This is a genomic window from Streptomyces sp. NPDC018019, assembly GCF_044327805.1.
In the GTDB taxonomy this organism is placed as follows: Bacteria; Actinomycetota; Actinomycetes; order Streptomycetales; family Streptomycetaceae; genus Streptomyces.
Genome location: NZ_JBIRGD010000017.1, coordinates 179,005 through 205,948, shown reverse-complemented (window position 1 = coordinate 205,948; position 26,944 = coordinate 179,005). Strand labels below are relative to the sequence as shown.

General features: G+C 73.3%; 28 protein-coding genes. 14 read left to right on the top strand and 14 right to left on the bottom strand.

Features of this window, described 5'->3' with window-relative positions; translation table 11 throughout:
* The first annotated feature begins 21 nt into the window (after nucleotides 1–21).
* The 5 genes from ACH4FX_RS26950 to ACH4FX_RS26930 all read left to right on the top strand — a co-directional run bounded on the left by ACH4FX_RS26950 (nucleotide 22) and on the right by ACH4FX_RS26930 (nucleotide 4,610).
* The gene (locus ACH4FX_RS26950) at nucleotides 22–570 is read left to right on the top strand and encodes a hypothetical protein (protein ID WP_398483111.1); all 549 of its coding nucleotides are present in this window, start codon (nucleotides 22–24) and stop codon (nucleotides 568–570) included.
* The gene (locus ACH4FX_RS26945) at nucleotides 548–1,879 is read left to right on the top strand and encodes an ABC transporter substrate-binding protein (RefSeq protein ID WP_398483109.1); all 1,332 of its coding nucleotides are present in this window, start codon (nucleotides 548–550) and stop codon (nucleotides 1,877–1,879) included. Before ACH4FX_RS26950 ends, ACH4FX_RS26945 begins: the two co-directional genes overlap by 23 nt.
* A 438-nt stretch (nucleotides 1,880–2,317) precedes the next feature.
* Nucleotides 2,318–3,313 carry a hypothetical protein gene (locus ACH4FX_RS26940; protein ID WP_398483107.1) on the top strand — a complete coding sequence of 332 codons (996 nt, stop codon included), beginning with the start codon at nucleotides 2,318–2,320 and terminating at the stop codon, nucleotides 3,311–3,313.
* 71 nt (nucleotides 3,314–3,384) lie between these two features.
* Nucleotides 3,385–3,555: a hypothetical protein gene (locus ACH4FX_RS26935; RefSeq protein WP_003986593.1), complete on the top strand. Its 171-nt coding sequence runs from the start codon at nucleotides 3,385–3,387 to the stop codon at nucleotides 3,553–3,555.
* Nucleotides 3,556–3,599: 44 nt separating this feature from the next.
* Nucleotides 3,600–4,610, top strand: a complete 1,011-nt coding sequence (locus ACH4FX_RS26930) for a helix-turn-helix transcriptional regulator (protein WP_398483105.1) — start codon at nucleotides 3,600–3,602, stop codon at nucleotides 4,608–4,610.
* Here ACH4FX_RS26930 and ctaD read toward each other — a convergent pair.
* From ctaD to ACH4FX_RS26875, 11 genes are all read right to left on the bottom strand, one after another.
* Nucleotides 4,528–6,249, bottom strand: coding sequence for a cytochrome c oxidase subunit I (gene ctaD / locus ACH4FX_RS26925; RefSeq protein WP_398483103.1), 1,722 nt, complete (start codon nucleotides 6,247–6,249; stop codon nucleotides 4,528–4,530). The two genes, ACH4FX_RS26930 and ctaD, sit on opposite strands and share 83 nt — an antisense overlap.
* 172 nt (nucleotides 6,250–6,421) lie before the next feature.
* Entirely contained in the window at nucleotides 6,422–6,697 is a 276-nt protein-coding gene (locus tag ACH4FX_RS26920; protein WP_398483101.1) for a gas vesicle protein K, read from the bottom strand.
* A complete protein-coding gene (locus ACH4FX_RS26915) occupies nucleotides 6,694–6,939 on the bottom strand; it encodes a gas vesicle protein (protein ID WP_398483100.1) in 246 nt (81 codons plus the stop codon). The genes ACH4FX_RS26920 and ACH4FX_RS26915 overlap by 4 nt, the downstream gene beginning before the upstream one ends.
* A complete protein-coding gene (locus tag ACH4FX_RS26910; protein WP_398483098.1) occupies nucleotides 6,936–7,763 on the bottom strand; it encodes a GvpL/GvpF family gas vesicle protein in 828 nt (275 codons plus the stop codon). Before ACH4FX_RS26910 ends, ACH4FX_RS26915 begins: the two co-directional genes overlap by 4 nt.
* The gene (locus tag ACH4FX_RS26905; protein ID WP_003986599.1) at nucleotides 7,760–8,083 is read right to left on the bottom strand and encodes a gas vesicle protein; all 324 of its coding nucleotides are present in this window, start codon (nucleotides 8,081–8,083) and stop codon (nucleotides 7,760–7,762) included. Before ACH4FX_RS26905 ends, ACH4FX_RS26910 begins: the two co-directional genes overlap by 4 nt.
* The gene (locus ACH4FX_RS26900; protein WP_398483096.1) at nucleotides 8,080–9,234 is read right to left on the bottom strand and encodes an SRPBCC family protein; all 1,155 of its coding nucleotides are present in this window, start codon (nucleotides 9,232–9,234) and stop codon (nucleotides 8,080–8,082) included. The genes ACH4FX_RS26905 and ACH4FX_RS26900 overlap by 4 nt, the downstream gene beginning before the upstream one ends.
* Nucleotides 9,227–9,871: a DNA primase gene (locus tag ACH4FX_RS26895; protein ID WP_398483094.1), complete on the bottom strand. Its 645-nt coding sequence runs from the start codon at nucleotides 9,869–9,871 to the stop codon at nucleotides 9,227–9,229. The genes ACH4FX_RS26900 and ACH4FX_RS26895 overlap by 8 nt, the downstream gene beginning before the upstream one ends.
* Before the next feature lie 57 nt (nucleotides 9,872–9,928).
* Nucleotides 9,929–10,174 (bottom strand): gas vesicle protein GvpG, encoded by a 246-nt coding sequence (locus ACH4FX_RS26890; RefSeq protein WP_398483092.1) that lies wholly within the window; start codon nucleotides 10,172–10,174, stop codon nucleotides 9,929–9,931.
* Nucleotides 10,175–10,177: 3 nt separating this feature from the next.
* Nucleotides 10,178–10,918 (bottom strand): GvpL/GvpF family gas vesicle protein, encoded by a 741-nt coding sequence (locus ACH4FX_RS26885; protein ID WP_398483090.1) that lies wholly within the window; start codon nucleotides 10,916–10,918, stop codon nucleotides 10,178–10,180.
* Nucleotides 10,915–11,346 carry a gas vesicle structural protein GvpA gene (locus ACH4FX_RS26880; protein WP_398483088.1) on the bottom strand — a complete coding sequence of 144 codons (432 nt, stop codon included), beginning with the start codon at nucleotides 11,344–11,346 and terminating at the stop codon, nucleotides 10,915–10,917. Before ACH4FX_RS26880 ends, ACH4FX_RS26885 begins: the two co-directional genes overlap by 4 nt.
* A complete protein-coding gene (locus ACH4FX_RS26875) occupies nucleotides 11,343–11,663 on the bottom strand; it encodes a gas vesicle protein (RefSeq protein ID WP_398483086.1) in 321 nt (106 codons plus the stop codon). Before ACH4FX_RS26875 ends, ACH4FX_RS26880 begins: the two co-directional genes overlap by 4 nt.
* A 398-nt stretch (nucleotides 11,664–12,061) precedes the next feature.
* On the opposite strand from ACH4FX_RS26875, the gene ACH4FX_RS26870 reads away from it, so the two are divergent.
* Nucleotides 12,062–12,277: an I78 family peptidase inhibitor gene (locus ACH4FX_RS26870; protein ID WP_398483085.1), complete on the top strand. Its 216-nt coding sequence runs from the start codon at nucleotides 12,062–12,064 to the stop codon at nucleotides 12,275–12,277.
* Nucleotides 12,278–12,390: 113 nt separating this feature from the next.
* Here ACH4FX_RS26870 and ACH4FX_RS26865 read toward each other — a convergent pair whose 3' ends face one another.
* Nucleotides 12,391–13,413: a phosphatase PAP2 family protein gene (locus ACH4FX_RS26865; protein ID WP_398483083.1), complete on the bottom strand. Its 1,023-nt coding sequence runs from the start codon at nucleotides 13,411–13,413 to the stop codon at nucleotides 12,391–12,393.
* Nucleotides 13,414–13,677: 264 nt separating this feature from the next.
* Nucleotides 13,678–14,856, bottom strand: a complete 1,179-nt coding sequence (locus ACH4FX_RS26860) for a hypothetical protein (protein WP_398483081.1) — start codon at nucleotides 14,854–14,856, stop codon at nucleotides 13,678–13,680.
* 213 nt (nucleotides 14,857–15,069) lie between these two features.
* On the opposite strand from ACH4FX_RS26860, the gene ACH4FX_RS26855 reads away from it, so the two are divergent.
* Together ACH4FX_RS26855 and ACH4FX_RS26850 are read left to right on the top strand one after the other, a co-directional pair.
* On the top strand, nucleotides 15,070–16,686 hold the full coding sequence (locus ACH4FX_RS26855; protein WP_398483079.1) for an MFS transporter: 1,617 nt from the start codon (nucleotides 15,070–15,072) through the stop codon (nucleotides 16,684–16,686).
* A 199-nt stretch (nucleotides 16,687–16,885) separates the two neighbouring features.
* Nucleotides 16,886–18,082: an acyl-CoA dehydrogenase family protein gene (locus tag ACH4FX_RS26850; RefSeq protein WP_398483077.1), complete on the top strand. Its 1,197-nt coding sequence runs from the start codon at nucleotides 16,886–16,888 to the stop codon at nucleotides 18,080–18,082.
* 69 nt (nucleotides 18,083–18,151) lie between these two features.
* Here the strand turns inward: ACH4FX_RS26850 and ACH4FX_RS26845 are convergent, their stop codons facing one another.
* Nucleotides 18,152–18,604 carry a cell division protein SepF gene (locus tag ACH4FX_RS26845; RefSeq protein WP_398483075.1) on the bottom strand — a complete coding sequence of 151 codons (453 nt, stop codon included), beginning with the start codon at nucleotides 18,602–18,604 and terminating at the stop codon, nucleotides 18,152–18,154.
* 857 nt (nucleotides 18,605–19,461) lie between these two features.
* On the opposite strand from ACH4FX_RS26845, the gene ACH4FX_RS26840 reads away from it, so the two are divergent.
* From ACH4FX_RS26840 to ACH4FX_RS26815, 6 genes are all read left to right on the top strand, one after another.
* Nucleotides 19,462–21,366: an FAD/NAD(P)-binding protein gene (locus ACH4FX_RS26840; RefSeq protein ID WP_398483073.1), complete on the top strand. Its 1,905-nt coding sequence runs from the start codon at nucleotides 19,462–19,464 to the stop codon at nucleotides 21,364–21,366.
* Nucleotides 21,367–21,421: 55 nt separating this feature from the next.
* Nucleotides 21,422–22,462, top strand: coding sequence for an LLM class flavin-dependent oxidoreductase (locus ACH4FX_RS26835; protein ID WP_398483072.1), 1,041 nt, complete (start codon nucleotides 21,422–21,424; stop codon nucleotides 22,460–22,462).
* On the top strand, nucleotides 22,459–23,823 hold the full coding sequence (locus tag ACH4FX_RS26830; protein WP_398483070.1) for an NtaA/DmoA family FMN-dependent monooxygenase: 1,365 nt from the start codon (nucleotides 22,459–22,461) through the stop codon (nucleotides 23,821–23,823). The genes ACH4FX_RS26835 and ACH4FX_RS26830 overlap by 4 nt, the downstream gene beginning before the upstream one ends.
* Nucleotides 23,824–23,828: 5 nt before the next feature.
* Nucleotides 23,829–24,629 carry a DUF1684 domain-containing protein gene (locus ACH4FX_RS26825; protein WP_398483068.1) on the top strand — a complete coding sequence of 267 codons (801 nt, stop codon included), beginning with the start codon at nucleotides 23,829–23,831 and terminating at the stop codon, nucleotides 24,627–24,629.
* A 250-nt stretch (nucleotides 24,630–24,879) separates the two neighbouring features.
* The gene (locus ACH4FX_RS26820) at nucleotides 24,880–25,788 is read left to right on the top strand and encodes a S1 family peptidase (RefSeq protein ID WP_398483066.1); all 909 of its coding nucleotides are present in this window, start codon (nucleotides 24,880–24,882) and stop codon (nucleotides 25,786–25,788) included.
* Between the two features lie 191 nt (nucleotides 25,789–25,979).
* On the top strand, nucleotides 25,980–26,888 hold the full coding sequence (locus ACH4FX_RS26815; RefSeq protein ID WP_398483139.1) for a slipin family protein: 909 nt from the start codon (nucleotides 25,980–25,982) through the stop codon (nucleotides 26,886–26,888).
* The last annotated feature ends 56 nt before the right edge of the window (nucleotides 26,889–26,944 follow it).

Below are 26,944 nucleotides of genomic sequence, written 5' to 3'. Positions count from 1 at the left end.
CGACGACAGGCGGTGGTGTACATGACGTTCCGTGGGGGGCCCGCGCGGCGGGTTCCGGCGCTGGTGGCGGCGGTGCTGCTGGTGGCCGCCGGGGCCACGGGCTGCGGGGACGCCGACGACGGCGGGCAGCCGGCGCCCAGCGGGGCGGCCTCGGCCCCGGACCGCGGCGGCACGGACACGAGCGCCCCGCCGACGGCGTCGGGCAGCGGCCCGGCCGACCCGGCCGCCGCCGAGCGGGAGATCAAGGAGAACTGGCGGAAGTTCTTCGACCCGAAGCTGTCCAACGCCGAGAAGGCCAGGTACCTCCAGAACGGCGAGCAGCTGCAACTGCTGCTGGAGGCGTTCAACGGCGACCAGCGGGGCAAGCAGGTCGCGGCGCAGGTGTCCGCCGTACGGTTCACCTCCGCGACCGAGGCCGACGTGACGTACAGCCTCACGCTCAAGGGCGCCACCGCGCTGCCGGACGGGAAGGGCGTCTCCGTCTACCAGGGCAAGGTGTGGAAGGTGTCCCTCAAGACCCTGTGCGCGCTGGTGGGCATGAGCGGCAATGCGTCCGCGCCGGGCTGCTGAGGCGGCCGGTGCCGCCGCCGCGGCGCTGCTGCTCGCGCTGACCGCGGCCTGTGGCAGCAGGCTGCCGGAGCGTGACTTCGGGCACCGCCGGACAACGCCCGCGACGGGCCCGGTCCGTGAGCCGATCACGGTCGGGATCATCACCAGTACGACGAGCCCGGTGGGCGGCGAGGCGTTCACCGGGCCGCGGGACGGGGCGCTGGCGTACTTCGCCGAGCTCAACCGGGACGGCGGCGTCAACGGCCGGCCGGTGCGCCCGGTCACCTGCGACGACGGGGGCAGCGGCGTCGGCAACGACGAGTGCGTGCGCCGGCTGCTCACCGAGGAGAAGGTGTTCGCGCTGGTCGCGACGACCGCGCTGGACTACGCGGGCGCGCCCCGGGTCTCCGCCGCGGGCGTCCCCGACATCGGCGGCCAGCCGGTCGGCGCCGCGTACGACACGTACCCGCACCTGTACGGGATCTACGGGAGCCAGGCGCCGCGGGACGGCAAAGCGCCGGGCTGGGACGGGCGGCTCTACGGCGGCACGGAGGTCTACCGCTACTTCAAGCGTGTGCAGCGGGCCCGCAGCGCGGCCGTCGTCTCCTACAACCAGGCGGCGTCCGCCGCGTACGCCCGGCTGATCGTGCGCGGCCTGGAGGCCGAGGGGTACGACGTGACCACCGAGCAGGTGGACTTCGCGCTGCCCAACTTCCCCGCGGTCGCCGCCGGGCTGCGCGACCGGGGTGCCGATCTGGTCTTCGACGCGCTGGACACGCACGGCAACGCGCGGCTGTGCGAGGCGATGGACGCGGCGGGCGTCCGGCCGACCGCAAAGGTCACGAACGTGCAGAACTGGTCGGACTCGGTCGCAAAGGACTACAAGAAGTCGCCGGGCTGTCGGAACGCCCTGTGGGCCACCGGCGCCAGCCGCAACTACGACGATCCGGGGAAGGGTCCGGGCGGCGCGGCGGTACGGGACTTCCGCACCGCGATGGCCCGGTACGCCAAGGGCGGCCCGCTGTCGCAGTGGCAGCTGGAGGGCTGGGCGGCGGCCATGTGGTTCACCGACGCGGCGCGCTCCTGCGGGACGCGGCTCACCCGCGCGTGCGTGGAGCGCTTCGTCGCCGACGGAGCGCCCTACACCGCCCGTGGCCTGCTGCTTCCCGCCGCGTTCCGGCCGCTCCCGAAGCCGCCGGAAACCGACCGCACCTGCCTGTCGGTCGCCCGCTGGCGGGACGGCGCGCACGGCGGCGAGGGCGGCTGGGTCACCCAGGGGGACATGGACACCAACTGCTTCACCGTGCCGCAGCTGCCGTACCGGCCCTGAGCGCCCCGGCCCGGACCCGCGGCGGGGCGGCGGCCGGCTCCCCGGGGCCGGCCGGTGGCTGCACACCTCGTGACGGGACGCCCCGGGACGGCATAGCTTGTGGCGATACGGCGCGGGACGGAAACGACGATCGGTGATCCAGGAAAGTTCCGCGACGTCGCTACCGATGTCCTAACTCTTTCGGAACAAGTTGGCCAAAGGGCTCAACCCGGAACCCGGGCCCGTGGTCTACCCGTTCAAGGGGCGGACGAACCGGACTCGTCCGCTGCCGCCGAAGGACACGGGACGGAAAACGGGACGGATGCACAGCTCATTCCTGTTTCAGTGCACGGACGGCATCGGAGGGACGGTCCGGACGACGTACAACCCGGCTCCGGGACACGGGGCGTACGCAACCAAGGACGCGGCGCAGGCCGCTGTGAGAGGGGTGCGGACGGTATGAACGCGTCGACGCAAACGCCCACGACGGGCACCGGGCCGGCCGGACCGGACGCCGTCGCTCGCGTACTGGCCGGAGCCCCGCCCACGGACCCGGACGGCGCGGCGGCCGGCCACGGCGACCGGGACCCGGCCGCGCAGCCGCTGCGCGCCGACTGCATCGCGGACTCCGCCGGCGGTCTGACCTTCGACGTCACCGCACCGCAGGGCAGCCACCCGGTCTGGAGCGCGGCGCTCGTGCTGCGCCCGCGCGACGCCGACGGGACCCACGAGGAGCTGCGGCTGCCGCTCGGGCCGAACGGCTCCGGGCGGCTGCGCGCCGTGCTGCCCAGCACCGTCGCCCTGCCCGAAGGCCGCTGGAACGCCTACGCCGACCTCGGCGACGGCCGGGAGCCGCAGCGGCTGCTGCCCGGCGACAACGACCTGGGCCCGCTGGTGGACCGCCGCCCGCTGGCCGGGATCGGCCGGCTCGGCGTGCGCATCCCGTACACGACCCGCTCCGGCCGCCTGGCGCTGCGCAGCTGGCTGCGCGGACCGCACGCGGAGGCCGTGGACCTCCTCGCCGACGCCGGCGGTACGACGGTGACGGGCCGGCTGTACGGCGCCGCCCTCGGGCCGGGCGCCCGCGCCGAGGCCCGGCTGCGCCCCGGGGCGCCGGAGGAGGCCGGCCCGGCCGCGGTCGTCAGCGTCCCGCTCACCGGCGACGGCGCCGACTTCACCTTCACGCTGCCCTACGCGCCGCTCGCGGAGCGCTGGGCGGGCGGCACCGAGCGCTGGGACCTGTGGCTGCGCGCGGCCGAGGACGCCGAACCGGTCCGCATCGCCCGGCTGCTCGACGGCGTACCGGAGAAGCAGGCGGCCTTCGTCCACCCGGAGCTGCCCGTCGGCTGCCCCGCCGGACAGCTGCGCATCGGGCCGTACTACACGCCCGACAACGACCTGGCGGTCCGCGTCACCGGCGACCGGCCGGACGGGGCGGCCCCGGCCGGCCGTTGACCGAGCCCCGTCAGGCAGGGCGCATAACACCGCACACCGTGGGCACTCGCAACAGCGGAGGTGCGAATCACATGGTTCCTGTCCTTTTGGTACTGCTTCTGGCCTTGATCCTCTTCGGCGCGGGTTTCGCGCTCAAGGCCCTGTGGTGGGTCGCCGTAGCGGTCCTGGTCGTGTGGCTGCTCGGCTTCCTGTTCCGTACGACGAGCGCCGGCGGTGGCCGCACACGCTGGTACAGGTGGTAGCCCGCGGACCGTAGCTGTCCGCATGGGCTGCCAGACTGCCCGGCATGTTGGAGACCTCGGCACGACTGCTCCGTCTGCTCTCCCTGTTGCAGGCACACCGCGCGTGGACGGGCGCGGACCTCGCCGACCGGCTCGGCGTGACTCCGCGCACCGTCCGCCGCGACATCGACCGCCTGCGCGAACTGGGTTACCCCGTCCACTCGGCCCCCGGCACCGCCGGGGGCTATCAACTGGGCGCGGGCGCCGAACTGCCACCGCTGCTCCTCGACGACGAGGAGGCGGTGGCGGTCGCCGTGGGGCTGCGCACCGCCGCGGCCGGCGGCGTCGAGGGCATCGAGGAGACCTCCGTACGGGCCCTGGCCAAGCTGGAGCAGGTGCTGCCCGACCGGCTGCGCCGCCGTATCGGCGCCCTCAACGCCTTCACCGTCCCCATGCTCGGCCACCCGGGCGGGCCGCGGGCCGACGCCGGGGTCCTCACCGAGCTGGCCGCTGCCTGCCGGGACAGCCGGCGGCTGCGCTTCCGCTACGCGGCCCACGACGGTACGGCCACCCGCCGCACCGCCGAGCCGCACCGCCTGGTGTCCGCGCAGCGCCGCTGGTACCTCGTGGCGTGGGACGTGGACCGCGCGGACTGGCGGACGTTCCGCGCCGACCGCATCACCCTCACCCCGCCGCACGGCCCGCGCTTCACCCCGCGCCCGGCCCCCGCGGACGACCTCGCCGCGTACGTCTCGCGGGGCGTGTCCACCCAGGCCTACGCCGAGCGGGCCACCATCGTGCTGCACGCCTCCGCCGAGGAGGCGGCCCAGCGGATCACCCCGTCCGACGGCGTCGTCGAACCGCTCGACGAGCACCGCTGCCTGCTGCACACCGGCGCGCACCGCCTGGACGTCCTGGTGATCCACGTCGTCCTGATGGGCTTCGACTTCGAGGTGCGCGAGCCGCCCGGGCTGGCCGGGCGGATCCGGGAGATCAGGGACCGGCTGACCCGGGCGCTGGATCCGGCTCCGGCCGCTGCGGCGGGCGCGCCGGCTCCGGGGCGTCCGGCGGAGTGAGCCGCGCGACCTCCGGGTGGTGCAGGTCGAAGGCGGGCGACTCCGAGCGGATGCGCGGGATGGTCAGGAAGTTGTGGCGCGGCGGGGGACAGGAGGTCGCCCACTCCAGGGAACGGCCGTAGCCCCAGGGATCGTCCGCCTCGACCTTCGTGCCGTACTTCGCCGTCTTCCAGACGTTGTACAGGAACGGCAGCGTGGACAGGCCGAGCAGGAAGGCGCCGATGGACGAGACGGTGTTCAGCACGGTGAAGCCGTCGGCCGCCAGATAGTCGGCGATCCGGCGCGGCATGCCCTCCACGCCCAGCCAGTGCTGGACGAGGAAGGTGGTGTGGAAGCCGGTGAACAGCGTCCAGAAGTGCACCTTGCCCAGCCGCTCGTCGAGCAGCTTCCCGGTGAACTTCGGCCACCAGAAGTAGAACCCGGCGAACATCGCGAAGACGACCGTGCCGAAGACGACGTAGTGGAAGTGGGCGACGACGAAGTAGGTGTCGGTGACGTGGAAGTCCAGGGGCGGCGAGGCCAGGATCACGCCGGTCAGACCGCCGAACAGGAAGCTCACCAGGAACCCGACGGCCCACAGCATCGGTGTCTCGAAGGACAGCGACCCGCGCCACATCGTGCCGATCCAGTTGAAGAACTTCACCCCCGTCGGCACGGCGATCAGGAACGACATGAACGAGAAGAACGGCAGCAGCACCGCGCCGGTGGCGAACATGTGGTGCGCCCACACCATCACCGACAGCCCGGTGATCGCCATCGTCGCGCCGATCAGCATCATGTAGCCGAAGATCGGCTTCCGGGAGAAGACCGGGATGATCTCGGTGATGATGCCGAAGAACGGCAGCGCGATGATGTAGACCTCCGGGTGCCCGAAGAACCAGAACAGGTGCTGCCACAGCAGCGACCCGCCCCACTCGGCGTCGAAGACCACCGAGCCGAAGCGCCGGTCCGCCTCCAGCGCCAGCAGCGAGGCCGCCAGCACCGGGAAGGCGATCAGCACCAGGATCGAGGTGAACAGCACGTTCCAGGTGAAGACCGGCATCCGGAACATCGTCATGCCCGGAGCGCGCATCCCGATGATGGTGGTGATGAAGTTGACCGAGCCGAGGATGGTGCCGAAGCCGGACAGCGCCAGCCCCATGATCCACATGTCGGCGCCGATGCCGGGGGAGCGGACCATCGAGCTGAGCGGCGCGTAGGCGGTCCAGCCGAACGCCGCGCCGCCCGTCGCGGTGAGCAGGCTGCCCAGCACGATCAGGCCGCCGAAGAGGAACAGCCAGTACGAGAGCATGTTCAGCCGCGGGAAGGCCACGTCCGGCGAACCGATCTGCAACGGCATGATCTCGTTGGCGAACCCCGCGAAGGCCGGGGTGGCGAACAGCAGCAGCATGATCGTGCCGTGCATCGTGAACGCCTGGTTGAACTCCTCGTTCGTCATGATCTGGAGCCCGGGGCGGGCCAGTTCGGCGCGCATCAGCAGCGCCAGCAGACCGCCGATCAGGAAGAAGCCGAACGCGGTGACCAGATAGAGATGGCCGATCTTCTTGTGGTCGGTGGTGGTCAGCCAGGCCACCACCACCGCGCCGGGCCGCCGCGCCCGCACCGGTTCCGGGCTCGTCGTCACGGTGTCCGTACCCATCTGCGCCACCTCGTTCGCCAAGAAGTCACCAGCAACCGGAGAAGCCACCGGTGGACCGGTGGGAGACGTGCTCGGGCTCTGGCCATGATGGCCGTCCGTCCCGCGTCACGCGAGGGGGCGGGCACAGCCCGGCCGGATCATTGCGGCACGCCGTCGCGGCCCGGGGCGGGCCTCACTCCCGGGGCAGCAGGGGCCCCAGCGGGCCGAGGTCCAGGTTGAGTTCGTCCTTCCCGATGCCGTACCGCTCGCACAGCTCGCCCATCCGCCGCTCCAGCAGCATCAGTGTCAGGCCGATCCGCTCCTCCTGGTCCTCGGACAGGTCGCCCTGGTCGACGCGGCGCAGCGCCTGCCGTTCCATGAGCTGGTGCAGCAGTTCCACCACCGTCAGCACGAGCCGCACCAGGTCGCGCTCCACGGTCTCCTCGTCCAGTTCGACACGCCGGGTCACGGCGCCACCTCCTCCTCGGCGGCCGGCCCCAACTCCTCGAAGGGCGACGGCACGTTGGCGTTGACCGAGCTGATCAGGGCCCGCAGGTCGATCCGGACCAGGTCCACCTCGGCGATGCGCAGCGTGAGGTCGCCCGCGATGACCGCGCCGCCCGCCAGTAGCCGGTCCAGCAGGTCGACCAGCGCGATCTGCCGTTCGGCGGGCGGGCGGTCCGGGCCGGGGCCGGGCACCGGCGAGGTCATGCGGCCCCCGGCCCGGTGTCCCCGTCCGCGCCCGGGGGCCGCGGCGCCTGGGTGAAGGAGTACGGGGCCCACGGGCCGGTCAGTTCGATCCGTACGCCGGGACTGCGGTCCGCCAGCTCGCCGACCAGGCCCGCGAACGCCCCGGCCTGCTCGCGGGGGATCAGATAGGCGCCGTTGAGGACGTTGCGCCCGCTGACCCCGGACAGCCGGGCGTCCTGCGGGCGGTGCAGCCGGCTGCGCTCGGCGAACTTGTCCAGGGCCTCGTGGGCGGCCCGGGCCAGCTCGTCGGCGCGCCGCTGGGTCTGCTCCTGGGCCTGCCGGTGGGCGAGCCGCCGGCGCAGGAAGTCCCGCCCGGAGCCGGCGGCCGGTGCCGCACGGCCGGAACCGCCCGCGGGCACCGCGGGCTTGGCGGTCCCGGGGTCCTCGACGTACGCCTTGACGCCCCACTCCATCCGGCCGTCCAGGCTGACCAGCGCGCTCAGGAACTCCTCGGCGCGCTGCGCGAGCACCTGCCGCACCCCGCGCAGGTCGCGGTGGACGGTCACCAGGCGCAGCGGCAGCACGCAGAACTCCGCGGCGGCGGTGTCCACCACGCTGCGGTGCGCGCGGGCGGTCCGCTCCAGCCACGCCAGGTCCTCCAGGTGCGCGCGCAGCGCCTCCTCCTCGAAGTCGGCGGCCGGCACCCGGGAGACCAGGGCGGACAGCGCGCCCTCCGTGACGGTCTCCACGGGTGCGTCCGCGACGCCGAGCAGCCCGTCCGGTGTACGGCAGCCGGCCCGTGCGACGGCGTACGTGTACATCAGCTCGGCACCGTGCGTGCTCAAGTGATCTCCTCTCGCGGCTCCTGCTCCTCCAGGGCGGCGATCCGTTCGCGCAGCCGCTCGTTCTCCCGGGCGAGTTCGCGGCGCCGGGCGCCGGAGGACAGCGACGGGTCGTCGCGCCACCAGTCGATGCCCATCTCCTCCGCCCGCTCGACCGATGCCACGATCAGCCGCAGCTTGATGGTGAGCAGCTCGATGTCGAGCAGGTTGATGCGGATGTCACCGGCGATCACCACACCCTTGTCCAGGACGCGTTCGAGGATGTCGGCGAGGTTGGCGCCGCCGTTGGAGGAGCCGTAGGGGGAGGGGACCTGGGAACTCATCGGGCCGGCTCCGGCTCGTGTGCGGCCTCCTCCTCGTCCGCCGGCTCCTCCTCGTAGGCGTCCTCGGCGTCCTCCTCTTCGGTGTCCTCGTCGTACGCGTCCTCGGGCTCGTCGTCAGGCTCGTCCTCGCCCTCCGCGTCCTCCTCGTACGCGCCCTCGGCGTCGTCCTCGCCCTCCGCCTCGGCGTCCTCGTCCTCGTACGCGTCCGCCGGCTCCTCGTCCTCCGGGCCGCCGGACTCCTCCTCGTACGCGTCCTCGGACGGCTTGGCCGCGCCCTCGGTGTCCCGTTCCGAGCGGTCCCGCTCGTCGCGGTCCTGCTCGTCGCGGTCCCGCTCCTCGCGTTCGAGGGCCTCGTCGTGGCCGACCACGACCTCGCCGTCGCGGATCTCGCCGCGCCACTCGCCGGTCGCCTCGCCGCGCATCATCACGAAGCGGCGGAAGTGCTTGAGGTCGAGCCGTACGCGGCGGCCTTGCGCGCGCCAGATGTTGCCGGTCTTCTCGAACAGGCCCTTGGGGTGGTACTCGATGACCAGCAGCACCCGGGTGAGATCGGCGGCCAATTCGTGGAAGGTGACGACGCCCTTGAGCGTCCCCTTGGCGCCCTCCGAGGTCCAGGCGATGCGCTCGTCGGGGATCTGCTCGGTGGTGTGCGCCTTCCAGCTGCGAGTGGACCAGAAGATCTTCGCGCGCCAGTGGGAGTCGGTGTCGTCCGCGGACTCCACCCCCTGCACCCCCTTGGCGAAGGTGCTGAACTCCTGGAACTGCGTCCACTGGTTGTACGCCTCGCGGACCGGCACGCCCACGTCGACGTCCTCGCTGATCGTCACGGCCTTGCTCTTGCCGCCACCGCCCTTGCGCTTGCCGGTGAGCTTGCCCACGGCGCCCTTGACGGTGTTCTTGGCGGTGTCCTTGACCGCGCCCTTGAACGTCTCCTTGATCACCGGGCCGATCAGGCCGTCGCTGCGGCCCTCCGCCACGTCCGTGAGCCGGGTGGTGGCCTCGCCGAGCCGCTTGCCGGTGGCCACCAGCAGCCGCTGCGCCTGCGCCGCGGCGAACGAGACGGCCTCCTCCTTGAGGCGGTCGACGGCCGGATTGCCGGCCACGCTCTCCTTGACGGCGGCCACCGGGCCGCCGGACCGCGATTCAGCCACGGTTCTCACCTCCGCTGCGGCGCGTGCCGGACCGGGCCGTCTTCTTCGCGGCCGAAGCGGTCTTCTTCGGCGCGGCGGCGGCCTGCTTGGCGGACCGCTTGCGCTTGTCCGGTGCGGACTTGGCGCCCGACGTGCCCGTCTTCGAGGAGCGCGCGCCCTGCTTCCCGGTGCCGCCCCGCCCCTCGTCCGCGGACTTCCGCGAGCCGCCGCCGCGGCGGGGGGCGGTCTCTTCCCCGCCCTCCTCCGACGCGTCGGCGCGGTCCCGTCCGCCGCCGGTCACACCGCGTACGGTGTCCGCGGCCTTGCCGCCGACCTCGCCCGCGTCCAGCCGGTCGCGTACGTCCAGAGTCCGTTCGTGCAGGCTGTCCGCCAGGGAATCCAGCCGCTTGGTGACCAGTGCGCCGGTCGCCGCCTTGCCCACGCCCTTCAGATCGCTGCGCAGCTGCTCGCGCAACTCCTTGAGCTGGGGGTTGGCTTCCATCTGGTCGCTGACCAGAGAGATCAGTTGCTGCGGGCTCAGGTTCAGCCGCTTGCCCAGGACCATGCTGCCGATACCGATGGCGAGCTTGGCCTTCTTCGTACGGCCGAGCAGATAGCCTCCGGCGACGGCCAGCACCAGTGCCGGCCGGTTCTTCATCTCGGGGATCTCCTCCATGTCGGTGCGGCGGATCGATGGGTTCGGCGGGCCGCGCGGCTACGCCCCGGGGGAGCGCCGCCGCAGCTCCTCCAGCCGGTCCAGCAGCTCGTCCTCGCGCCGGTCGAACTCGGCCTCGTCGATCCGGCCGTCGTCCAGCTGCTCCGACAGCGCACGCAGTTCGCGCTGGACCACGGCCGGGTCGTAGTACTGCCGCTCGGCCTCGGTGAGGACCTGCCGCAGCACCCAGCCCGTCCCGCGGACGGGAGCGGCCGGGAGCAGCAGCAGTTCCTTGAGCAGGCCCACCGGTCACTCCGCGGCGGCGGTCTCTAGGGGCCGTACGAAGCTGTACGGCGGCAGTGGCCCGTTGACCAGCAGTTCCAGGTGCGGGTTTTCGGCGCCGAGCCGGTCGGCGGCCTCCAGGAACGCGCTCGCGTCCTCGCGCCGCATCAGGAAGGACAGGTTGACCAGCCAGCCGGAACCCTCGGGCCCCGGACGGGACTGCTCGGCCCGTGGCGTGAGCGCCGTCTCCACCGTGTGCGCGTCGCTCACCTCGCGGGCCCGCACGGCGTTGGCGATCAGCTCGCCGAGGCGGAGCTTGTCCTGGTACGCGCCGCCGCCGGACGCCTGGTTGGCCTCGTTGAGGGCCCGGATCTCCGGTTCCTCGGCGAGGACCCGGCGCAGCACGTCCTCTTCGCGGTGCGCGGCCTTCACGTTGTACTCGACCCTGCCGTGGAGGTCGTCCAGCTGTGCCTTGTAGTGCTCGGCATGCTCGGCCAGCACCTCCCGCACCGCCTCGTCACTGTCCGAGAGCGAGCCGAAGCGCAGCGGCAGCACCGCTCCGTCGGCTCCCGCCTCGGTCAGTACGTGCTGGTGGGCCAGCAGGTCACGGCGCTTGGGCCGCAGCTTGTCGGGGCAGTCGCTGACGATGGCCGCCAAGTCGCCCTCGCGGACGACGCGGACCGGCCGCGGCGGGTCGCCGATGCCCAGGATCTCCTGCTCCGGCTCGGGGTGGCCGGCGCGGGCGATGCCGTAGACGTACGTGCTCACTCGCTCTCCTCCTTCTTGCGGGAGGCGGTGCGCCGCGGCCTGCGCTGCGGCTCACCCTCGGCCTCGGCCTTGTCCCGTCCCTGTCCGATCGCGTCGGCGAAGGTCTCGGCCGCGCCCGAGAGCGCGCCCTTGGACTTGCCCTTGGCGCCGGACTCGGTGACCTGGCCGACCACGTCGGGCAGGCCGGGACTCTTGTTGGCGCCGGTCTCCAGGTCGAGCCGGTTGCAGGCTTCGGCGAACCGCAGATAGGTGTCGACGCTGGCCACCACCACCCGGACATCGATCTTCAGGATCTCGATGCCGACCAGTGAGACGCGGACGAACGCGTCGATCACCAGGCCGCGGTCGAGGATCAGCTCCAGGACGTCGTAGAGGCCACTGGTGCCACCCCCGCCCCCGGACTGCTGTTGTGCCGGGACAACGGTCATGTCTGTGGTCTTCCTCTCGCGCGCTCATAGCGGCTGACGCGCCGGTAGCCCGTGAGCATGCCGTCCGGGTCGAGCGTGACCTCGTACAACGCCATGAGGCTCATCGTCTCGGGGACCCGGGCGAGCTCCAGCACCTCGGTCTCCAGAACCCAGCCGTCCTCGGTCCGTTCGAACCGGGAGACCGTCTCGGGGTTCAGGCCGGTCAGCTCGGCGAGCTGCTCCCGGGCCGAACGCAGGAGTTCGGGTGCGCTGGGGCGGGCGGACGCCGCTCGGTGGTTGTTGCTCTTGTCCGGTGTGTTGGCTCTGTTGTCTCCCATGGGGCTCCTCGGCACCAGCGAGTACCGCGCGGCGGCCGACTCAAACCCGCCGGCCCGCCGGCATGCCCGCGAAATATGCGCGGACGGCGTGCTGCCGGCTGATTTCCGGACGTCCGGCGACGGAAATCAAAGGAATAAACGGAGACTGACGGGGAATTAAATGCGGCCGGTCCGCGGGCGTCCCGTGGCGGTCACCGGACGACGATCAAGACCGGAATCCGGCCGACCTGGATTCCCACCCGGTTGGTGCAGTCCCCGGCTCGTACGGATGACGGAAACCGAACCGGTCACGCGCCGTGGTGCTGTGACAGAAGTGTGACGAACGGGGGACCGGGCGGGTACTCGCGTGTGGCACCCGGCCCTTCCACGCGCTGTACCGGGCGCCTACGGTGGCTGCCATGGCACCCGTACCGAAGTCCCCTCACGAACCCGACGACGACCCCGAGACCTACGTCGGGCTGGCGCAGCAGGCCGCCGAGGAGCGCGCCCGCGACCGCGGCTGGAGCACCGTCCGCTCGCTGGCGCCGGGCACGATCATCACCATGGAGTACCTGGGGGGCCGGCTGAACTTCGAAGTCGAAGACGGTGTCGTCACCCGCAGCTGGAAGGGCTGAGCGGACGGCGAAGGCACGGAAAAGCCGACGGCCCCGGGGCTCCAGGAGGAGCGGCCGGGGCCGTCGGCTGCGGGGGAGAGGCTGTGCGTACCGTCCCCGCGGGTCTCGTCGGGTCAGCTGCCGCCGGTGCGGCCCCGGGCCGGGGCCGGGGACAGCGGCGCGGTGCGCGGCGCGCGGTCGGCGTGCGGCGGGCGCCGGGGGCCGGTCGGCGTGACCGGGGTGCGCTCCGAGCGGGCCGTGTGCGGGCGCGGCGGGTGGTGCGGCCGGCTGTCCGCGGTGCGGGCGGCGGTGTTGGGGCGGGCGGGGCCGGCCGCTTCCCGTACCAGCACCTCGTCCTCGGGGGCGGGGCGCGGGGCGGACAGACCGGAGCGGGCGGGCGCCGGGGAGAGCGGCGCGGGGACGGACAGCCGGCCGGCCCGCAGCCGTACCCACAGGGCCGTCAGCCGGACCTCGGCCCACTCCACCGCGGGCTCGAACCAGGGCAGCGCGAGGAGGACGAGCAGCCCGGCGGCCCAGCCCAGCAGCACGTCGCTGACCCAGTGGGTACCGAGGTAGACCGTGGTCATGCCCACGCCCAGGGCGCCCAGCGCGGCGATCACCGACAGGGCCCGGCGGCGCAGCGGCGTGGTCGCCAGGTAGGCCAGGACGCCCCAGGTGACGACGGCGTTCGCAGTGTGGCCCGAAGGAAATATATCGCCGCCGAGCCACATCTCGTTGGCGCCGATCGTGGTCGCGTAGTGCGGCCCGAGCCGCCCCATGCCGAGCTTGGCGGCGCCCGCGGTGATGTTGAGCAGCAGCAGCGAGGTGCCCAGCACCAGCAGCGGGTGGAGGTTCTTCGTCCGCCAGCAGCGCCAGCCCAGCCAGGCCGCCACGGCGACCGCGGTGGGGCCGCGCTGGCCCAGCACCACGAAGTAGTCGAGGAAAGCGTGGATCTCCGGCCACTGCTTGTACGGCCGGAAGAGCATGGCCTGCCAGTCGAAGGTGACCAGCCATGAGGTGGCGAGCACACCGGCCACGATCGCCACGTACACCGCGAGCGTGCCCCCGAACAGCCACCAGCGGGTCCGGGTCATGCGTGACGGTGGGCGATCGGCCGGGTGCTCCTCCATCTGGTCGAGCTTGTCATCGGTACGCACTCAATCGACGTTACCGCGTGTGATGTCGGTGCTTGGTCAAACTGTGAGCTTTGTAATGACGATGTGATGTGCAATCTGTCTCAAACGAGGCTTTGGCCAGTGCTTTTCGGAAGGAATTCCACGGCCGTCGGATTACGTCTCCGGGTGCCACCGGAAGCCACTCCCGGTGAGCTCTTCCGAATTCGCCGAAGGAGTTTATCGCCGATTCGCACGGGTGTCGCGGCCCGTTTCCCGGAAGGGGCCGCACGGAGGGGAATGTTCCGCTCAGGGCGGGCCCGAACCGTTCAGCCACCACGCTCCGTAGACCGCCGATCCCGCGCTGACCAGGGCCGTCACCGTCCAGGCCCACGCCGGACGCCACCGCGCCAGCCCGGCGGCGAGCGGCAGCAGCAGCGGATAGGCCGGCATCATCAGCCGCGGCTTGGAGCCGAAGTACCCCTTGGCGGTCAGCGCCAGCAGCAGGACGGCACCGCCGTAGACGAGCAGCGGCAGCGGCTGCCCGCGGCGCGCGCCCAGGACGTACAGCCAGACCACCAGCGCCACTCCGGCCAGCAGTCCGAGGCCCGCCGGAAAACCGAGGTCCCACAGGAACGCGGCGAAGGCCGCGCCCCCGTCGAAACCGTTCCCCCAGCCGCCCTGGACGTCCAGATACGCGGTGAGGCTGCCCCGCTCGGCGGCCACCCACAGGAAATAGCCGCACCACCCCAGCGGCGCCAGCAGTACGCCGAGGAGCATCCGCCGGTGCCGGCCCCGCCGCGGAGCGCCGCCCGCCGGCCGGTCCCGCCACAGCGTCACCGCCGCGGTGAGCCACACCGCCGCGACCACCGCGGCGCCCACCGGCCGGGTCAGGCCCGCCAGCGAGGCCAGCACCCCCGCGGTCACCCACCGCCCGGTCAGCACGCACCACACGCCCCACGCCGCGAGCGCGGTGAACAGCGACTCCGAATACGCCATCGACTGCACGATCCCCACCGGCAGCGCCGCCCACAGCGCGGCCAGCGCGACCCCGGCCCGCGGCCCGTGCAGCCGCTCGCCGGTCAGGTACAGGGCCCAGGCCGCGGCGAGCGACGCGAGCCAGGAGACCGCCAGCCCGGCGTCGGCGGCGGACAGCGGCGTCACCGCGGACAGCCCCCGCTCCAGCCACGGCAGCAGCGGGAAGAACGCCAGATTGGAATGCACGTCCCCGTTGGCCAGCTGGACGCTGTAGCCGTAGCCCTGCTCCGCGACCCGGGTGTACCAGAGGGAGTCCCAGCGGGCGGTGAGCAGCGTGTGCCAGCTCTTGCCGTGCGCCGCGGACCAGACCGCCAGGACGAGCACCCCCAGCGCCCGGATCGCGGCGTACGCCAGCAGCGCCGGGGCGGCCCGGCGCAGGGCGGCGCGCAGCGGGCGGCCGCGGCCGGGGCCGGTCCGCTCCGGGGGACGGAAGGGGGCAAGATCGTTCATCCGGCCGATTATCCCGTGGCCGGAGTCCGCCGCCCGCCGGCGGGTATGGGAACCACCGAACCCTGCGATGCGCGTCTCATCGTGGGGTGAGCCACGCGTGACGTCACGCGACTCGCGTAGTCTGACGTCTCAACTCGCCCGTTCCGCCGGTTCCGCCGGAGCGTTTCCACGCCCCCGGCCCGCGGCCGCGAGAGCATGACAGGAGGTACGCGAATGTCCGGGACGACCACGTCCAGCAGCGAGCGGACGGCGGGTGTTCCCCGGCATGGAGGTGGCGGCGCGGGCCGCTGGACCGTTCTGGTCGTGCTCTGCGTCAGCCTGCTGTTCGTCGCGCTGGACACCACCATCCTGTACGTGGCGGTGCCCTCGGTCACCGAGGACCTGCGCCCGGGGCCGGTGGAACTGCTGTGGATCGTGGACATCTACCCGCTGATCGCGGCCTCCCTGCTCATCCTCTTCGGCACACTCGGCGACCGGGTGGGCCGCCGCCGCGTCCTGCTCCTGGGATACGGACTGTTCGGCGCGGCCTCGGCCGCCGCCGCGCTGGCCCCCAACCCGCAGATCCTGATGATCGCCCGCGCCCTGCTCGGCATCGGCGGCGCGATGATCATGCCGGCCACGCTGTCCATCCTGCGCCAGGTCTTCCCCGACCGGCGCGAGCGGGCGGTGGCGATCGGCGTGTGGAGCGCGGTGGCCGCGGTCGGCGCCGCGGTCGGCCCGGTCCTCGGCGGCTTCCTCGTCGAGAACTTCTGGTGGGGCTCGGTCTTCCTCATCAACATCCCGATGATGGCGGTCATGGCCCTGATAGGCCGCTGGCTGCTGCCGGAGTCCCGGGGCGAGCGCAACGGGCCCTGGGACACCGTGGGCGCCGTCGTCGCGGCGCTCGGCGTGCTCGGCGTCGTCCTCGGCGTCAAGCGCATCGGCAGCGGCGAGGCCCTGCTCGGCCCGACCACCCTGGGCTCCATCGCCGTCGGTGCCCTGCTGCTCACCTTCTTCGTACGGCGCCAGCGCAAGCGCCGGCACCCGCTGATCGACATGCGGCTGTTCGCCCGCCCGGCCTTCGGCACCTCGGTGGGCTGCATTGTGCTGGCGATGCTCGCCCTCGTCGGACTCCAGCTCATAGCGGTGCAGTACCTCCAGCTCGTACTGAACCTGAGCCCGCTGGAGACCGGGCTTCGGATGCTGCCGCTGGTCTTCTCGGCGATGGCCGCCGGACTGACCGGCTCGAAGGTCCTCCAGGCCGTCGGGCCCAAGGTGATGGTCTCGCTGGGCTTCGTGCTCACCGCGGCGGCCGTGCTCTGTCTGACCGCGATGGACGAGACGGACCGCCCCTGGCTCCTCGTCCTGGGCTTCGTGCTGCTCGGCTTCGGCTTCCAGAGCACGCTCTTCGGCGCCTACGAGTCGATGCTCAGCGAGGCGCCCGCCGACCAGGCGGGCGGCGCGGCGGCCATCGGCGAGACCTCGTACCAGCTCGGTGCGGGCATCGGCGTGGCCCTGCTCGGCAGCGTCATGAACGCCGCCTACGCACCGGGGCTGTCCCACGTGGCCGGCGTCCCGGAACGGGCCGCCGCCTCGGCCGCGCACTCCCTGGGGGAGGCGTACAAGGTCGCCTCGTCGCTCGGCGGCCCGGCCCGGTCGGTGCTGCGGGACGCCGCGCAGGGCGCGTTCGTCCACGGGCTGCACACCACGCTCGTCACCAGCGCCCTGCTCCTGCTGGCCGGCGCGCTGATCGCGCTGCGGCTGCCGCGCCGGGCCGCGGAAGGGGGGGACCGGACCGACGGCGACGCGCACCACGACGCCGAGCCGGCGCCCGCGAACGCCGGCCGGTGAGCGGCGCGGCGTACGGACGGGGAGCCGGGGCGTTCGGGCGCGGCGGAGACGTCCGGACCAGGCGCCGGCGGACCGCGCCGACCGGGGCGCCGGTGCGCGGCGGGGACCCTTGCCGCCACGCCGCGGGCGGCCGTACCGTCGGAACCGGATAACTACCACCGCTAGTTTTCGGGTTCGCGCAGCCACCGGAGGCCCCGCCATGTCCGCACCCCCGTCCCCGCAGCTCCCGCCCTTCGACCCGGCCGACCCGCTGGGCATCGACGATCTGCTCTCCGACGAGGACCGGGCGGTCCGCGCCACCGTCCGCCGGTGGGCCGGGGACCGGGTCCTGCCGCACATCGCCGAGTGGTACGAGCGCGGCGAGCTGCCCGGCATCCGGGAACTCGCCCGCGAACTGGGCTCCCTCGGCGCCCTGGGCATGGCGCTGACCGGCTACGGCTGCGCCGGCGCCTCGCACGTCCAGTACGGCCTGGCCTGCCTGGAGCTGGAGGCGGCCGACTCCGGCATCCGCTCGCTGGTCTCCGTACAGGGCTCGCTCGCCATGTACGCGATCTGGCGCTTCGGCTCCGAGGAGCAGAAGCGGCGCTGGCTGCCCGACATGGCCTCCGGCGCGGTCATCGGCTGCTTCGGCCTGACCGAGCCGGACCACGGCTCCGACCCGGGCAACATGCGCACCCACGCCAAGCGGGACGGCGGCGACTGGGTGCTGACCGGCCGCAAGATGTGGATCACCAATGGGTCGGTGGCCGGGGTCGCCGTGGTCTGGGCGCAGACCGACGACGGCATCCGCGGCTTCCTCGTCCCGGCCGGCACCCCCGGCTTCTCCGCACCCGAGATCACCCACAAGTGGTCGCTGCGCGCCTCGGTCACCAGTGAACTGGTCCTGGACGGGGTACGGCTGCCGGCCGACGCGGTGCTGCCCGGGGCCAAGGGGCTGGGCGGCCCGCTGCGCTGCCTGGGCCACGCCCGGTACGGGATCGTGTGGGGCTCGATGGGCGCCGCGCGGGCCAGCTTCGAGGCGGCGCTGGACTACGCCCGTACCCGTGAGCAGTTCGGCAAACCCATCGGCGGCTTCCAGCTCACCCAGGCCAAACTGGCCGACATGGCGGTGGAACTGCACAAGGGCGTGCTGCTCGCCCATCACCTGGGGCGGCGCTTCGACGCGGGGCGGCTGCGGCCGGAACAGATCAGCTTCGGCAAGCTCAACAACGTGCGGGAAGCGATCGAGATCTGCCGGACGGCCCGGACGGTCCTGGGCGCGAACGGGATCTCGCTGGAGTACCCCGTCATGCGGCATGCGACGAACCTGGAATCGGTGCTCACCTACGAGGGCACCGTCGAGATGCACCAGCTGGTGCTGGGCAAGGCGCTCACCGGGCTCGACGCGTTCCGGTGAGCGGCACCGGCCGGGGGCGGCGGGCGTCCGCCGGCCCTCCGGACCGGAACGGCGCGCCGGCTCTCCCGGTCAGCTCTGGTTGAAGAAGCCGCCCTCGGTGCGGCGCCGGCCGGGCTCGCCGCTGAGGACGCGGTAGTCGGCCGGGGTGAGCAGGAAGACCCGGGTGGCGACCCGCTCGATGGAGCCGCGCAGTCCGAACGTCAGCCCGGCCGCGAAGTCCACCACCCGCTTGGCGTCGGCGGACTCCATCGCGGTCAGGTTGACGATGACGGGGATGCCCTCGCGGAACAGCTCTCCGATGCCGCGGGCGTCCCGGAAGCCGTCCGGGGTGACGGTGGCGATGCGGGTGCCCTGGTCCTGGGCGCTCTCGTCGGCCACCTGGACGCGCGGGTCGGTCGCCCAGGGGTGGTTCCCGGTGCTGCCGGGCTCGGACCCCTCGGCGTAGTCGTCGTCGTAGTAGCGCTCGTCATCGTTGTCGTCGACGAGGCCCAGCCAGGCGCTTGCCTTGCGTACCGATCCCATTGACGCCTCCTCTCACCCGCGGTCTGTGTGTCCGCACCTCTATCGTCGTCCATGATGCGGATGCTCTGCCAAGTGGATAGCCGCCGCACGGGGGGTTCGTGACACATCTGGTGCAAAGAGGGTGGCATGGCGTCAGATCTGTGGAGGATCGCGCGAACTGACCGTGTGAAGGCTGTCACATCGCGTGTGGGAACGTCCAGTGCCGGACCGGTACCCGATCGTTTCTCGCTACAAACCGGACGCAATACGAACGGCCGCCGTACGAGGGTGACCCGGTTCGCCCCGTTCGGGGGGCCGGATGAACCCGGCCGGACGCGGGCCGGGGCGCCGCGTTGACCCGGGGCGCGACGGCGCCCGGCAGCACAGGTGCCGGACTTTGTCGACAAATGACGCTGCGTCGACACATGGCGCTGCCGGGGCCGCGCGATGCGGCGGTCGGGCAGGCGTGGTGCGAGGGGAAGCAAGGGGTGCGAGGGGAGGGTGCGCCGACGGGCGCGGTGTGTGAAGGCGCGGCGGACGGGACGAGGTGCCGCGAGAGGCCCGGCCGGAACGGCGGCGGGCGGCAGGGGGCCGGCTCAACAGGACGACGACCACACACGACCGAAGTCGATGTGGTCGCGGGTGACCAGCCACTGCCGTGAGTCCATGCGGCCAAGTGGAACAGGCATCCGGTTTCCCGTCAACCACGGCCCGCCCGGCCGCCCACAGTCCGGACAGCCTTGACAGCGGGGCGTCCCGGACACCTAATCTCAAGGATCGGCCGTGCTGAGGGGCGTGGCCGGTGACGGCCTGCGGGCACCGTGTGTGAAGACGCTCGACTCCCCAGTGGGATCACCGCATCCACGGAGCCTTCACGCATGTCTGCGACCGACCGCCTCCTGTCCGCCGTGCCGTCCCGGCGGCCCCTCCATCCCCCGTCCCGTCCCGCCGTCGTGCTCGTCGGCGCCGGCCCGCGCGGCACCGGCCTGGTCGAACGCCTCGCCGCCAACGCGCCCGGACTGTACGGCGACGCGCCCCTGGACCTGCACCTGGTCGATCCCTACCCGCCCGGTGGCGGACGCGTATGGCGCCGCGACCAGTCGCCGCTGCTGTGGATGAACTCGATGGCCGAGGACGTCACCATGTTCACCGACGAGTCGGTCGAGCAGGAGGGGCCGGTACGGGCCGGGCCGTCGCTCGCCGAGTGGGCCGCCCGGGTACGGACGGGCGAGGTCCCGGTGGCGGGGGAACTACGCGCGGAGGCAGCCGGGTTGGGGCCGCGCGGGTTCGCCGGCCGGCGGGTGCAGAGCGCCTACCTGGAGTGGGTGTACGGGCAGGCGGTGGCCGCACTGCCGCCGGGCGTCACCGTCCACGAGCACCGCCGCCGTGCCGTACGCGTCGCGGGGCCGCGCGACGGACGGCAGCAGGTGTGGCTGGAGGACAGCCCCACCCCGCTCTTCGCCGACCTCGTCGTCCTCGCCCTCGGCCATCTCGACGCCCAGCCGCCGCCGGAACAGCGCGCGCTGGCCGCCTTCGCGGCCCGCCGCCAACTGACGTACCTCCCGGCCGGTTTCACCGCCGACACGGACCTGTCCTCGCTGCTCCCCGGCGAGCCGGTGATCGTGCGCGGCTTCGGGCTGGCCTTCGTCGACCTGATGGTGCTGCTCACCGAAGGGCGCGGCGGCTCGTACGTCCCCGGTCCGGACGGCGGGCCGGTGTACCGGCCGTCCGGCAACGAGCCGGTGCTGTACGTCGGTTCGCGGCGCGGCGTCCCGTACCACGCCAAGCCCGGCTACCCCTGGCGCGGCGAACGGCCGCCGCTGCCCCGCTTCTTCGGCCCGGCGCAGGTCGACGCGCTGCTCGCCCGGCCCGGCGGCCGGGACTTCCGGCGCGACGTGTGGCCGCTCATCGCCAAGGAGCTGGGCTTCGCCCACTATCACCGGCTGTTCACCGCCCACCCGGAACGCGTCCGCGCCGACTGGACCGCGTTCGAGGAGAAGTACGCCGCCGCCGGACCGCTCGGCGCGGAGCTGCGGGCGCTGGTCGACGCCGCCGTGCCCGACCCGGCGGACCGCCTCGACCTGGCCGCCCTGGACCGGCCCCTCGCGGGCATCCGCTACCCCGACGCGGACGCCCTCCAGGACGGCCTGCGTGCCTACATCGAGGCCGATCTCGCCCGCCGTCACACCCCCGCGCACAGCCCCGACCTGGCAGTGTTCTTCGCCCTGCTGTCGGTGTACGGCCAGCTCACCCGGCTCGGGGACCACGGACCGTGGTGGCACGGATTCTTCAGTCACCTGGCGTCCGGGCCACCGGGGCCGCGGCTGCGGCAGCTGCTCGCGCTGTCCCGGGCCGGGGTGGTGCGCTTCCTCGGCGCCGGGATCACCGTGACCGCCGACGCGGAACGCGGTGTGTTCCGGGCCCGCGGCAGCAGCGCGCCGGGCGTGCTCGCCGAGGCCCGCGCGCTGGTGGAGGCGCGGCTTCCGGCGCCCACCGTGACGCACACGAAGGACGCCCTGCTGCGTGGCCTGTACGAGGACGGCGCCGCCTCCACCGGCACCGGCCTGCTCGCCGTCGATCCCGACGGCCGGGTGCTGGACCGCGCCGGCCGGCCGCACCCGCGCCGCTTCGCGCTCGGCCCGCCCACCGACGCCCGCGGCTCCGGCGCCTTCGCCCGGCCCCGTACGAACGCGCCCGCCTTCCGGCAGAACGACGCCACCGCGCGCGCCCTGCTCCGGTTCCTGCACGCGCACGCCGTACCGGACCCGGCCTCCGCCCACTGAGAACGCCCCCCAGCAGCCCGTCAGCAGCTCGTCAGCAGCGATGAAAGGCCGTCACATGCCCGCATCCGGATGCGCCCTGCGCCCCCTCCACCTCGCCTTCGCGCTCGACGGCCCGGCCCGCAGGGCGCGCCGCGGCCGCCAGACGTACGACCCCGAGCACTACGTCCGGCTGGCCCGGCTCGCCGAGCGCGGCACCCTGGACTTCGTCACGCTCGGCGACTCCTTCGCCCGGCCCGGCCCGGACGCGCTCGCCGTGCTGGCCCGGGTCGCGCCCCGGACCGGGCGCATCGGCCTGGTACCGGCCGTCACCACCACCCACACCGAGCCGTTCCACGTCTCGACCGCCGTGAGCACCCTGGACTGGGTCAGCCGCGGCCGGGCCGGCTGGGCGGTGGAGGTGTCCCGGACCCGCGCCGAGGCCCGGCTCTTCGGCCGCCCGGACGCCGCGCCCGCCGACGCGCTGTGGCGGGAGGCCGGCGAGGTCGCCGACGTGGCCGCCCGGCTGTGGGACAGCTGGGAGGACGACGCGGAGATCCGCGACACCGCCACCGGCCGGTTCGTCGACCGCGCCAAGCTCCACCACGTGGACTTCCGCGGCTCCTCCTTCTTCGTCCGCGGCCCCTCCATCACCCCCCGGCCGCCCCAGGGCCACCCCGTGGTCGTGGTCGACGCGACCGCGCGGGCCGCCCGGGAGGTGGCCGCGGCCCACGCGGACGTGGCCCTCGTCCGGGCCGAGGACCCCACCACCGCCGGTGACGCCCGCGCCGACCTGCGCGAACGCGCCCGCGTCCGGGGCCGCGACCCGGACCGTCTGCTGGTCCTCGCCACGCTGCCGGTCGAGCTGTACTGCTCCGGCGACGCCGTCGGACTCGCCGACCTGATCGGCGACTGGCACGCGGACGGCGCGTGCGACGGCTTCCACCTGCGGCCCGCCGACCCGGAGCGCGACCTCGCCCGGCTCGTCGACGGCACCGTTCCGGTGCTCCAGCACCGCTGCCTGCTCCGCCGCTTCTACCCGGGCGCGACCCTGCGCGAGCACCTCGGCCTGCCCCGCCCGGCCAACCGCTACGCCCCGGCCCGGAAGGTCTCCCCATGACCGCCACCAGCGCACCGACCCGTACGGCACCCGCGCCCGCGGCCCCGGCCGCCGCGCCGGGCCTGCGCCGCATGCACCTGGCGGCCCACTTCCCCGGCGTCAACAACACCACGGTCTGGGCCGACCCGGACGCCGGATCCCAGATCGACTTCGCCTCGTTCGAGCACCTGGCCCGCACCGCCGAGCGCGGCCGTTTCGACTTCTTCTTCCTCGCCGAGGGGCTGCGGCTGCGCGAGCACCGGGGGCGCATCCACGACCTCGACGTCCTCGGGCGCCCGGAATCGATCACCGTCCTGAACGCGCTGGCGGCGGTCACCGACCGGCTGGGCCTGGCCGCCACCGTGAGCACCACCTTCAACGAGCCCTACGAACTCGCCCGGCGGCTCTCGACCCTGGACCACCTCAGCGCGGGCCGCGCCGCCTGGAACGTGGTCACCACCTCCGACGCGTTCACCGGCGAGAACTTCCGCCGCGGCGGCTACCTCGACCACGCCGACCGCTACGTGCGCGCCGCCGAGTTCGTCGCCACCGCCCGCGCGCTCTGGGACTCCTGGCCGGCGGCGGGCACACCCCGGCCGGTCGACCACCAGGGCCCGCACTTCAGCGTCCGGGGCGCGTTCACCCTCCCGCGCAGCCCGCAGGGCCACCCCGTCATCATCCAGGCCGGCGACTCCGCCGAGGGCCGCGACTTCGCCGCCGCCACCGCCGACGTGGTCTTCACCCGGCACAGCACGCTCCCCGCCGGCCAGGAGTTCTACGCCGACGTCAAGGGCCGGCTGGCCGCGCACGGCCGCGACGCCGACTCCCTCAAGATCATGCCGGGCGCCACCGTCGTCCTCGGCGACACCGCGGCCGACGCCCAGGAGCGGGCCGCCACGATCCGACGGCAGCAGGTCTCGCCGCAGAACGCGCTGTTGGCCGCGGAGCAGATCTGGGGTGTGGACCTCTCCGGACACGACCCGGACGGGCCGCTGCCGGTCTTCGACCCGGACCCGGACGCGGAGCTGAGCCAGGGCCGCGTCAGGATCGCCGACCGGAAGGCGGTCGCCGACCGCTGGCGGGCGCTGTCCGAGGCCAAGGGCCTGTCGATCCGGGACACCGTGATCGAGACGACCGGGCGGCAGTCCTTCGTCGGCACCCCCGCGGCCGTCGCCGAGGAGATGACCGCCTACGTGGCCGCCCGGGCCGCCGACGGCTTCATCCTGGTTCCGCATCTGACCCCCGGCGGCCTGGACGACTTCGTGGACCGGGTGGTGCCGCTGCTCCAGGAGCGCGGCGTCCTCCGTACGGAATACGAGGGCCGCACGCTGCGCTCTCATTTAGGGCTGCCGGAACCGGTACGTCCCGCAGGGAAGGGTTGACCGCCATGAGCACCACCAGCAGCACCGGAACGCAGGCCGAGCAGGACTGGCAGACCTGGCACGACCGCCGCGTCGCCGAGGTCTCCCGGCCGTACGGCCCGCTCGCGCTGACGGGCACGCACTGGCTCGCCGACTCCCCGGACGGCCGCCTCGACGGCGTACCGGGTCACTGGAGCGCGGACGGCGCCGCGGTGGTCCTGCGCGCGACCGCCGCCGACGGGCTGACCGCGGACGGCGCCCCGCTCGACGGCACCGTACGGCTCGGCGCGGACGACGCACCCGAGACGGCCCGCGTGGCGCACGGCGACCGGCGGCTCCTGGTACTGCGCCGGGAGGGACTGTGGGCCGTCCGCGTCTTCGACCCCGGCTCCGAGGCGCGGCGCACCTTCGGCGGCATCGACGTCTTCCCCTACGACGAGCGCTGGGTACGGCCCGGCCTCTTCCGGCCGTACGGCGCGGGGCGCACGGTCCAGGTGCCCAACGCCGACGGGCAGCGGCGGGGGCTCGGCCTCGCCGGTGAACTGGCCTTCACACTGGACGGCGACGAGCACACGCTCCAGGTCGTCGAGCAGGACGGCACGCTGTGGGCCGTCCTCGCCGACGGGACCAGCGGCACGGACAGCTACCGCTTCCGCTTCCTGCGGACGCCGGCCCCGGCCGCGGACGGCACCGTACCGGTGGACCTCAACCGCACCCTGCTGCCGCCCTGCGCCTTCGCCGACCACTTCATCTGCCCCTTCCCGCCGCCCGGCAACACGCTGCCCTTCGCGCTGCGCGCCGGTGAGCGGAACCGCCTCCCCGGCTGAGCCGTCCCCGTACCGACCGAGGGTCCAACCACCGCCCCGGCAGCGCCTGTTGCTGCCGGGGCGGGCGTGTGTGCGGCCGTCGGGCGGGCGTCCGAAAGCCACCCTTGCGCCCCGGGGCCGGGCCCTCGAAACTCCCGAGCAGCGCTGTCCGGGGCATGCCCGAACGGGACGTGCGGAGTCCCGCGTGCCCACCGGGCGGCGCCGCACGGACCTGCCCACAGGCGGGTCCCCGATCCCCTCGGAGGTAGCAGTGAGGCACGAGCGCACTACCCCCCGAAGCAGTGCGGCGAGACGCGGCCGGCTGATCGCCGTCGCGTCCGGTCTGGCCGCGATCGGCGCCCTGACCCTGCCCACCGCCCACGCGGGCGAGCCCGCACCGCCCACCACGTTCAGCGCGTCCCAGCTCGCCGCCGTCAGCGACGCGGTACGGTCCGCGGACGTCGCGGGCACCGCCTGGGTGGTCGACCCGAAGACCAGCAAGGTCGTCGTCCAGGCCGACAGCCGGGTGACCCAGGCGCAGCTCGACAGGATCAAGCAGGCCGCGGGCAGCAACGCCGGCGCGCTCAAGGTCGAGCGCACCCCCGGCGTGCTGCGCAAGCTGATCTCCGGCGGCGACGCCATCTACGCGACGAGCTGGCGCTGCTCCCTCGGCTTCAACGTCAAGAAGGGCAGCACGTACTACCTGCTGACGGCCGGGCACTGCACCGACGGCAACCCGCCCTGGTACACCAACTCCGCACGCACCACGCGCATCGGCCCGACCGCCGGTTCCAGCTTCCCCGTCAACGACTACGGCCTGGTCCGGTACGACAACACCAGCGTCCCGCACGAGGGGACGGTCGGCGGCCAGGACATCAGCCAGGCCGGCAACGCCACCGTCGGCCAGACGGTCACCCGCCGCGGTTCGACCACCGGCACCCACAGCGGCCGGGTCACCGGCCTGAACGCCACCGTCAACTACGGCAACGGCGACGTCGTGTACGGCATGATCAAGACCACCGTGTGCGCCGAGCCCGGTGACAGCGGCGGCCCGCTCTACGCCGGCAGCACGGCGCTCGGCCTGACCTCCGGCGGCAGCGGCAACTGCAGCTCCGGCGGCACCACCTACTTCCAGCCGGTCACCGAGGCGATCAGCGCGTACGGGGTCAGCATCTACTGACCAGCACCCACCGCAGCCGGCAGCACCCGGGCCCCCGTCCGCGCGCGCGGACGGGGGCTCTCGCCGGTGCGGGCGCGGGCGCGGCGCACGGCCGACGCGGACCCTCGACCGTTCCACCGGCCGGTCATACCGTGGTGAGGGCGCACGGTCCGGACGCGGGTGCGCGGCAGCTCGGACGGCAGGGGGCCGTGATGGTCGAGGAACTGGTGACGGCCGGGATCGCGCTGGCCTCGGCGGGCGTGGTGTACGTGAGCGCGGCGGCACGGGTGGTCAAGCAGTACGAACGGGGCGTCGTGCTGCGGCTGGGGAAGCTGACCCAGGCCGTGCGCGGGCCCGGGTTCACCATGATCGTTCCGGGCGTCGACCGGATGCGCAAGGTCAACATGCAGATCGTCACGATGCCGGTGCCCGCGCAGGAGGGCATCACCCACGACAACGTGACGGTCCGGGTGGACGCGGTCGTCTACTTCAAGGTCGTGGACGCCGCCGACGCGGTGGTCAAGGTCGAGGACTACCGCTTCGCGGTCTCCCAGGTCGCCCAGACCTCGCTGCGTTCCATCATCGGCAAGAGCGACCTGGACGACCTGCTCTCCAACCGCGAGAAGCTCAACCAGGGGCTGGAAGTGATGATCGACAGCCCGGCGCTGGGCTGGGGCGTGCAGATCGACCGGGTGGAGATCAAGGACGTGTCGCTGCCGGAGACCATGAAGCGGTCGATGGCGCGCCAGGCGGAGGCCACCCGGGACCGGCGGGCCCGGGTCATCAACGCGGACGCCGAGCTCCAGGCGTCCAAGAAGCTGGCCGAGGCGGCGCAGGCGATGTCCGACCAGCCGGCCGCCCTGCAACTGCGCCTGTTGCAGACGGTGGTGGCGGTCGCCGCCGAGAAGAACTCCACCCTCGTCCTGCCGTTCCCGGTCGAGCTGCTGCGCTTCCTGGAGCGCTCCGGCCTCCAGGCGCAGGCCAGTACGGAGGCGCAGGCCCGTACGGAGGCACATGAGCGGCAGCGGAGCGCCGCTGCCGGGCCGCTGTCCGGAACCGCGCCGGGTTCCGAAGCGGCGCTCGGGCTGGAGGAGTTGCCCGAGGCGGAAGAGCTGCCCTGACGCGGGCGGGCCGGTGCGCGGATGCCGGGAATGTGTCCTGGAGTGCGAAGGATGAC